This is a genomic window from Streptomyces sp. NPDC043996, from assembly GCF_056435225.1.
Window position 1 is genome coordinate 1 of the sequence record NZ_JBWKEY010000019.1, and the last position, 8,618, is coordinate 8,618.

At 70.3% G+C, this 8,618-nt stretch carries 7 protein-coding genes; 2 read left to right on the forward strand and 5 right to left on the reverse strand.

Translation table 11 applies throughout. The features are described 5' to 3' along the window. Nucleotides 1-596: 596 nt before the first annotated feature. On the forward strand, nucleotides 597-797 hold the full coding sequence (locus AC07A4_RS37235; RefSeq protein WP_478607859.1) for a hypothetical protein: 201 nt from the start codon (nucleotides 597-599) through the stop codon (nucleotides 795-797). 135 nt (nucleotides 798-932) lie between these two features. Here AC07A4_RS37235 and AC07A4_RS37240 read toward each other — a convergent pair whose 3' ends face one another. From AC07A4_RS37240 to AC07A4_RS37260, 5 genes are all read right to left on the reverse strand, one after another. Further along, the gene (locus AC07A4_RS37240; protein WP_478607862.1) at nucleotides 933-1,679 is read right to left on the reverse strand and encodes a thioesterase II family protein; all 747 of its coding nucleotides are present in this window, start codon (nucleotides 1,677-1,679) and stop codon (nucleotides 933-935) included. 84 nt (nucleotides 1,680-1,763) lie between these two features. After that, the gene (locus tag AC07A4_RS37245) at nucleotides 1,764-2,882 is read right to left on the reverse strand and encodes an agmatinase family protein (protein ID WP_478607865.1); all 1,119 of its coding nucleotides are present in this window, start codon (nucleotides 2,880-2,882) and stop codon (nucleotides 1,764-1,766) included. Between the two features lie 94 nt (nucleotides 2,883-2,976). Further along, on the reverse strand, nucleotides 2,977-4,245 hold the full coding sequence (locus AC07A4_RS37250; RefSeq protein WP_478607868.1) for a cytochrome P450: 1,269 nt from the start codon (nucleotides 4,243-4,245) through the stop codon (nucleotides 2,977-2,979). Then, complete coding sequence (locus AC07A4_RS37255) at nucleotides 4,245-5,195, reverse strand: ACP S-malonyltransferase (protein WP_478607871.1); 951 nt, start codon at nucleotides 5,193-5,195, stop codon at nucleotides 4,245-4,247. Before AC07A4_RS37255 ends, AC07A4_RS37250 begins: the two co-directional genes overlap by 1 nt. A gap of 94 nt (nucleotides 5,196-5,289) precedes the next feature. Then, nucleotides 5,290-6,729 carry a class I adenylate-forming enzyme family protein gene (locus AC07A4_RS37260; protein WP_478607874.1) on the reverse strand — a complete coding sequence of 480 codons (1,440 nt, stop codon included), beginning with the start codon at nucleotides 6,727-6,729 and terminating at the stop codon, nucleotides 5,290-5,292. A gap of 414 nt (nucleotides 6,730-7,143) precedes the next feature. On the opposite strand from AC07A4_RS37260, the gene AC07A4_RS37265 reads away from it, so the two are divergent. Beyond that, nucleotides 7,144-8,577 carry an ArnT family glycosyltransferase gene (locus AC07A4_RS37265; RefSeq protein WP_478607876.1) on the forward strand — a complete coding sequence of 478 codons (1,434 nt, stop codon included), beginning with the start codon at nucleotides 7,144-7,146 and terminating at the stop codon, nucleotides 8,575-8,577. Nucleotides 8,578-8,618: the final 41 nt, after the last annotated feature.

An 8,618-nucleotide genomic window follows, 5' to 3' on the forward strand; every position in this document is an offset into this window, starting at 1 on the left:
CCCAACACCAACAACGGCCACACCCGCCGCACCACCAACACCACCACCACAACCACCTGCAACCCCAACCCCGCCCACGGACCAAACCGCGGGTGGCCGTTGTCCACGTTGCCGATGGCCACCAGAACGTTGGCCACGATGAGAACAGTCATCAAAACGAGGTCGGACGTCGTCGGACGGCACCTCTTGGTGCGTTGTGCTCCGGCCGTCCTGACTGGTTGCACGACAAGCCCACCCCCGTACGTGTCGGCTTCGCGCTCTGTGGGTCGTGAAGGAGCTTAATGCGTACCGCCAGCGCCCGCAGCTAACCGTCTGACCTGCGGCTTTAACGTCCTCTTAGCGCGGTTTGGGGCCTTGTGGCGAGGTCCGGGACGGTGCGGCCGGACCCTCACGCTCCGCCCACACCAGGTCCACGAGAGGGGGAACGCGCGATCAGGGAACAACTTTCGTCGGTAGCGGTACCAACGTTTCCCTCTGCCCCGCGGGTGCCGCGGACCGGTTGAATACATGGTGTTGGCGGCCCGGCAGGGAATGCCGGGGCGCGGAGCGAGCAGCGCGATTCTGCGCACCCGTACAGAAATAAACTGAGGAGCGACATGCTGTGGGTCGGCATCGTCCTGGCCGTTCAGGGAATCGGTTCATTCCTGACCGAGCGCATCTGGGACACAAAATTCGGTGTCACGGCACTGCTGCCCGATGACACCCCTTCCTGGGTGAGCCTGGCCATCGGTGTGGTCGGTCTTGTCATCCTCGCGTTCTGCGCGAGTTCACGCTCTCGCAAGTCCGTGCACAGCTAAATATCACCACAAACTCCCGGTGGCCGGTTCTCCCCCGTAACTGGCCACCGGGCTTCTCTCCCCCGAGCTCCCCCGAGGCTCATGAGGCGGGGCGGTCACCGTGTTCCTTGGTGACCGCCCCGCCTCATCGTCGTGTTACGACGTGAAGTGCCCCTTGAGGACGGCGATGATCTCCTGGGCGTGGTCCGTGAGGTAGAAGTGACCGCCGGAGAAGACCTTCATGTCGAAGGAGCCCATGGTGTGCGGCTCCCAGGCCCGTGCCTCGTCGAGGGTCGTGCGCGGGTCGTCGTCGCCGACCAGGACGGTGATGGGGCTGCCGATCTGCGCGCCGGGCTCGACGCGGTAGTTCTCGATGGCCGTGTAGTCGCTGCGGATGGCGGGCAGCACCATGCGCAGCACCTCGTCGTCCCCGAGGACCCTCGGGTCGGTGCCGCTGAGCTTGCGCATCTCGGCGATGATGCCGTCGTCGTCGCGCTGGTGGACGTTCTCCTCGCGGTAGCGCGAGGGGGCGCGGCGGCCGGAGGCGAAGACGTGCGCGGGGGCCTGGCCTTCCGCCTCCAGGCGGCGGGCCACCTCGAAGGCGAGGACGGCGCCCATGCTGTGGCCGAAGAACGTCAGCGGGGCCGTGCTGGAGCCGCTGAGGACCTCGGCGATGCGGTCCGCGAGCTCCGCGATGTTGTCGATGCCCTTCTCGGTGTGGCGGTCCTGGCGGCCCGGGTACTGCAGGGCCACCACGTCCGCCACCGGGCTGAGGGCGGCCGAGACGGGGAAGTAGAAGCTGGCCGAGCCGCCCGCGTGTGGGAAGCAGACCAGACGGCCCGCGGCTTCGGGCGCCGGGTGGTAGCTGCGGACCCAGAGCTCGGGTGAGGCGACTGTAGTCATGACGGGTTTCCATCCCTGGTCGTCAAACGGACCGAAGGCGGGCCGTGGCCCGCCTTCGACGGCGTGAACACTATGCGCCCGGCGTCACTTGAGAGGGAAGCGGACCTCTCCGGCGACGATCGGGTTCGCGTAGTTCTTGCTGGAGATCTTGATCCGGTTCAGGGCGAGTCCGGTCAGCGTCTCGAAGACGGCCCTGCGGGCGTTCATGGCGGTGGAGTAGCCCGCGTCCAGGTGCGGGGCGACCTCGACGACGTCCATGCCGATCAGGTCCGTCTCGTGCGCGATGCGGCGCAGGGCGGTGAACAGCTCGCGGGTGGTCAGGCCCGCGGGCTCGGGGGTGCCGGTGCCGGGGGCGAACGCGGGGTCCAGGACGTCGATGTCGAGGGACAGATAGACGTGGTCGGCGACCGCGCGGGCCTCCTCGATGACCTTGTCGATGACCGCGGCGAAGCCGATCCGCTCGATCTCGGCCATGAAGTGCGAGCGCATCCCGGCCCGGCGCATCCAGTTGAACAGCTGGTCGTCGGGGCCCGAGATGGTGCGGATGCCGACCTGGATGACGTTCGGGCCCGGCACCATCTCCTCGTCGATGAGGCGCCGGATCGGCGTGGTGTGGGTGGCGCGGTGCCCGAACAGCTCCTCGTGGCAGTCGGGGTGCGCGTCGAAGTGGATGACGGCGATGGAGCCGCGGCCGTGCACCTCCGAGAGCGCGCCGACGCTCGGCCAAAGCAGCGAGTGGTCGCCGCCGAGGACGACCGGCTTGGCCCCGACCTCGGCGATCTCCCGGACCAGGCCGCGGATGGGCTCCATGGACCGGGTGATGTCGAAGGGGTCGACGGCGGCGTCCCCGTAGTCGACGACCTTCAGGACGTTGAACGGGTTGACGCGGGTCGCGGAGTGCACGAACCCCTCGGGCGTGGCGTACAGGTAGCGCTCGTCGGCGCGGATGGCGCGCGGGCCGTAGGCGGCGCCGCGGTGCCCGCTGGAGACGTCCACCGGGCAGCCCACGACGGCGACGTCCACGCCGCCCGCGCGCAGGTCCTCCTGGTTGAGGGCGAGCGGGACGCCCATGAAGGTGGGCACGCCCGAGTAGGACGGCTGGACGTAGTAGCGGCGCAGGTCGATGGGGCCGGCCTCGCGCCGCGGGAAGGTGGAGCGGTCGACCTCCCGCCGCCAGGCCTCGGACTCGGGTGTCTCGCTCATCGTTCTCCTCGGATACGCGGTTCGTACGCGACGGCGCCGCGCCCCGTCAGGGGGGCGCGGGCCGCCGTTGCCCTCAGTCGGGCGCTCGTGGGGGTCAGGCCGTGCCGCTGACGGGCAGCCGGGTGCAGCCGCTGATCACGGGCGAGCTGCGGCGCTGGACGCGGCCGGACACGCGCAGCTCGGGCAGGCGTTCCACCAGGACGCGCAGCGCGGTCTCGCCCTCCATGCGGGCCAGGGGGGCGCCGATGCAGTAGTGGATGCCGCCGGAGAACGACAGGTGTTCGGCCGGGTTCTCGCGGGTGAGGTCGAAGCGGTCCGGGTCGTCGTAGACCTCGGGGTCGCGGTTGGCGGCGCCGATCAGGACGACCACGGAGCTGTTCGCCCGGATGTGGTGTCCGTCGAGGGCGATGTCCTGGTGCGGGACACGCTGCGCCTGGAGGGCGGGCGAGTCGTAGCGCAAGGTCTCCTCGACGGCGCGCGGCGCGAGGTCGGGGTCCTCGCGCAGCAGGTCCCACTGCGCGCGGTCGCCGGTCATGGCGAGCACGGCGTTGCCGATGAGGTTGGTGGTGGTCTCGAAGCCGGTGACGGCCAGGACCGTGCAGAAGGCGAGGAGTTCCTCGGTGGTGAGCTTGCCCTCGCCCTGGGCCACGGTGAGGCGGCTGATGAGGTCGTCGCCCGGGTCCTTCTCGCGCAGCGCGATCAGCTCGGTGAAGACCTGGTCGAGGTCGTCGACGGCGCCGCGGAACTCCCGTGCCATCTTCAGGGACTTGACGCCGTCGATGACCGGGCCGACCTTGCGCCCGGCCCGCACGAACCGGTCGTGGTACTCCTCGGGGACGCCGAGGAGCTCGCCGATCACCAACAGCGGCAGCGGGCCCGCGAAGTCCTCGATGAGGTCGAAGCCCTCGCGCTGCTCCAGCGTGTCGAGGAGGCCGTGGCAGAGCTTCTCCACCTGCACCCGGTACTTGCTGATCATCCGGGGCCCGAAGGCGGGCTGGGCCAGGCGCCGCAGGCGGGTGTGGTCGGGCGGGTCGAGGCCGAGGATGGAGCTGTTCCAGGGGATCTCGGCCATCATCTCGTGCCCGGGTACGCCGCCTTCCTCGCGGTTCAGGAACAGCGTGCGGTCGCGCAGGATCTTGCTGCCGAGCTCATGGCTGCCGGTGACCCAGCTGCCCAGGTGGCTGCGGTGGATGGGGCCGCGCTGGCGCACCTTCGCGTACAGCGGGTACGGGTCCTCGCGGCCCTGGAGGAGATGGGTGAACGGGTCCCCGAAGAGCCCGAACGCGCGCAGCAGGGCGCGGGTCACGCCGAGCTTGGCGCTGAACTTGTACCCGGCCGACTTGCTGTCCATCAGCGTGGCCATCACTGCTCCTTGCGCGAGGCGGTCCGTGCGGGCCGAAGGGCCTGCTCCGGCCCGAGGGCCACCACGTCGAAGTGGCGGGTCGTGACGTCGAGACGGTGGATGAGCCGGTCGGGCCCGGTGACGTGGAGCGTCCGCACGCCGTCGGCGCGCAGGGTGTCCACGACGGGGTGCCAGCGGACCGGGTGGTCGAAGGTGTCCAGGAGCAGGGTCCGCATCTGGTCCGCGCTCGTCACCAGGGAGCCGTCGTGGTCGGCGACCACCGGCAGCTCCGGCTCCGCGAGGTCGAAGCCGGAGAGGACCTCCTCCTCGACGCGGGCGCGCAGCCCGGTCAGGACGCGGCAGTGCGCGGGCGGCTTCATCGAGTACAGGGAGTAGCCGCCGATGGCGCTGATGCGCCGCTGGAAGGACTCCAGGACCTGCTCGCGCATCGTAATCATGTGCATGCCCTCGTCGAGGTGTCCGGAGACCTCGTGGAACTCGCCGCGCTCGGCCAGCTCCCCCAGGACCTCCGCGAGCCCCTCGGCGGGCACGCGCGTGATGGTGAGCGTCACCAGGTCCTGGTACTCCTGCTCGAAGAACCGCCGCTCGCACCGGGCGAGTTCATGGGTGAGCCGGACGGCCTCGGGGAAGGGCAGGGCGCCGCTGAACGCGGCGGCGGCCTTCTGGCCGAAGCTGAAGCCGACGCAGAGGTCCGGCTTCATGCCGCGCGTCTCGACCGCCCGGTCCGCGAGGGCCAGCGAGTTGATGAAGAAGGCGACCTGGGCGAACTCCCCGAAGTCCGTTCCCTGGGTGCGGAATCCGTCCAGGACCGACTGGCCGAGCGCCTCGTCGGCGGCCGCGAGGCGCTTGCGCACGAAGGGGTCGATCATCATGAACTTGCCCACGTCGGTGAAGCGTGAGGGCCCCATGCCCGGGAACACCACGGCGCTGCGTGCCTGGTCGGTCGTCATCGTGTCCGCTCTGTCTGCTCTGTCTGTGCTGTGTTCACTGTCGGTACGGCCGTCTCCCGTGGCCCCCCGCGCGTGCGGGGGGCCACGGAGAGGGTCAGGAGGCGGACGTGGCGAGTTCGGCGGTGTGCCGCTCGGCCGCCCGCTGCTCCAGGGCGCGCCGGTCGGGCTTGCCGTTGCGGTTGAGGGGGAAGCTGTCGATGACGACGACCCGGTTGGGGTGTTCGTAGGAGGGCAGGGCGTCCTTGATGCGGCGGCGCCACTCGGCGACGTCCTGCCCGGTCGGGTCCTCCACGAAGAAGACGAGCTCGGCGCCGCGCGCGTCGTCCGGCAGGGCCACCACCTTCACGGTGCAGCCCGCGACGGCGGCCCGGCGCTCGATGATCTCCGGGTAGAGCGTGTATCCCATGCGGTGCACCGCGAGCTTGCGCCCGGCCACGAAGAGGTTGCCGTCCGCGTCGAGGTGACCGAGGTCGCCGGTGCGGTACCAGCCCTGCTCGACCGGGGCCAGGGTGCCATCCTCGGCGAGGTAGCCGGCCATCATGTCGGGGGTGTTGACGACGAGTTCGCCCATCTCCCCGGCGGCCAGGACGTTGCCGTCATCGTCCTGGACGTTCATCTCCAGGCCCTTCATGACGCGGCCGCAGGCGACGGGGTTGTCGATGGTGGCGAAGGCGATGTTGCCGAGCTCGGTGCTGCCGTAGCTGTCGAGCAGCGGCTGGCCGAAGAAGTCGACGTAGGCGTCGGACAGGGCCGGGTCGAGCGGGGCGGCGCCGCTGCAGAACATGCGGACGCGCCCGAGCGCGGCCGCCACGTCGGGCTGGCGCTGGGCGAGGTTGAGCATGCTGCGGTAGGTGGCCGGGGTGGCGTCGATGACAGTGACGCCGCACTGGCCGCCCATGAGCAGGGACCGGTCGAGCCGCCGGTGCGGCGCGACGATCAGGGAGCACTCGGCGAGCCAGGCGATGAGCACCATGGACAGGCCGTACTGGTGCGCGAAGGGCAGCAGCGGAAGCAGCACGTCGCCGCGGCCGTGGCCCATGTGCTCGGCGTTGCGCCGCAGGTTCTCCAGGAAGCGGCCGCCGTTCTTGACGACGCCCTTGGGCGTGCCGGTGGAGCCGGAGGACCACATGATCAGGCCGTCCGGCAGGGCGCACCACGTCGTGAAGTCGAAGGACCGCTCGGTCGGGACCAGGCCGGAGGCCTCCACGAGCAGCTTGTACAGATAGACGGCGTCGCGCGTCTCCGCGGGCACGGGAGCGTCGTCGTCGTACAGGCAAAGGCGGGCGCGGGTGCGCTCGACGATGCGGCCGGTCTCGCGGGCGTGCTCCTGCTGGTCGACGAGGACGATGGAGGCGCCTACGTGCATCAGCGCGAAGAACGCGTTCAGCCACGCCGCCGAGTTTCCGGCCTTGAGCAGCACCCGGTCGCCCGGCCGGATGCCTTCCGCGCGCAGGACCATCGCCACGCGCAACGTTTCCTGCTCGAATTCAGCGAAGGTACGCGCCGAATCTCCCGTGAAGATGTTCGGTGTCATCAAAGCCGCCCCCTTTCCCGGTTCTGAGAATCATCGGGTCACGATAAGGTCGAGCAATTCCCTCGCCCCGGGCAGATCGCCGGGGAGCTAGCGTAGAAGTTATGCGGAAGCCCGTGCGGACAGAACCCCTATCCTCCCCCTAGCACCCCCTGAGCGGCCAACTTGCCGGACACAGGGGCAAGCTGACGAGCCATGCCAACCGCTACCTTCGAGCGTGTTTGAGCCATGTACTTGATAACCGCGGAGGCCTTGGTGGGAGTACGGACGCAGACCGGTCAAGGACCGGTTGAGGAAGTCGAGGAACAGAATAAAGAACGGCGGGAAACATCCGCCATCACGACGGAGGAAAAGCAAGGAAAGGAACCCGCAGAGCACGCGGAGCACCCGGAGTTCGCGGGGCGCTGGGTGGGCGCGGTGGCGGGCGCGTCCGGCCTCGCCCTGCTCGCGGTCAGCACGCGGTACGGCTTCCAGGGCGACGAGCTGTACTTCCTGGGCGCCGGGCAGCACTTGGACTGGGGGTACGCGGACCAGCCAGTGCTCCTGCCGCTGCTCGCCCGCGCCATCGACGCGGTGACCGGGGGCTCGCTGTTCGCGCTGCGGCTGCTGCCCGCGCTGCTCACGGTGGCGGGCGTGCTCGTCGCCGCGCTGATCGCCCGGGAGTTCGGCGGGCGCCGCCGGGCGCAGCTGCTCACGGCGGCCGCCTACGGCTTCGCCCCCGCCGTCCTGATCAGCGGGCACGCGCTGTCGACGATGGCGGTCGACCTGTTCCTGTGGACGACGGTGAACTGGCTGCTCGTCCGCTGGGTGCGCACCCGTGAGGACCGGCTGCTCCTGTGGGCGGGCCTGGCCACGGCCCTGGCCCTGCAGGGCAAGTATCTGATCGTCGGCTTCTGGCTGGTCGTCGCGGTGGCCGTCCTCGCGGTGGGCCCGCGTGAGCTGCTGCGCCGCAAGCCGCTGTGGATCGGCGCGGCGATCGCCCTGGTGACGTCGCTGCCGGGCCTGATCTGGCAGGCGCGGCACGACTGGCCGCAGCTGGAGATGTCCGGGGTCCTCGCCGACGAGAAGATCCTCGGCGGCCGTGCGGGGTTCCTGCCGTATCTGATCGTCCTGTCCGGCGGCGTGTTCACCGTCGTCCTGGTCTACGGCCTGGTGCGCCTCCTTCGCGCGCCGGAGCTCGCGCCCTACCGGTTCCTCGCCTGGACCTTCCTCGGTCTGACGGCGGTGTTCCTGGTCACCGGCGGCCGTCCCGCGTACGTGGTGGGCGCGTTCGCGCCGCTGTGGGCGGCGGGCGCGGTCGCGCTCGGCGACGGCGGCGGCGCCCGCTGGTGGCGGTGGCTGGCCTCCTGGCCCGCGGTCGTGGTGACGGCGCTTGTGTGCGTGGCCCTGTCGCTGCCGATCTATCCGGTGTCGCAGGTGACGAAGACCGAGCAGCCCGACAACAACCCGATGACGGCCGAGACGCTGCGCTGGCCGCACCTGATCGACGCGGTCGAGAAGGCGTACAAGACGCTGCCCGCCGACGAGCGGAAGCGGGCCGTCGTGGTCACGCAGTACTACGAGGAGGCGGGCGCCGTCGACCACCTGGGCGCCGACCGGGGGCTGCCGTCCGCGTACAGCGGCCACCGCGGCTACTGGTACTTCGGCGCGCCGTCCGACTCCTCGGGCCCGGTCCTGTACGTCGGTTCGGACGTCGCGAAGCTGAAGCCGTACTTCTCGTCGGTGAAGAAGGCCGCGAAGGCGGCGGGCGGCCCCGGCGAGTCCTTCGTCGACGGCGTCCCGGTGTGGGTCCTCGACGGCCGCACCCAGCCGTGGTCGAAGATCTGGAAGGACTACGGCCACCTGTCCTGACCGCCTTGGGCGCCCTCTCACGCCGACGGCCCCGCCCCCAC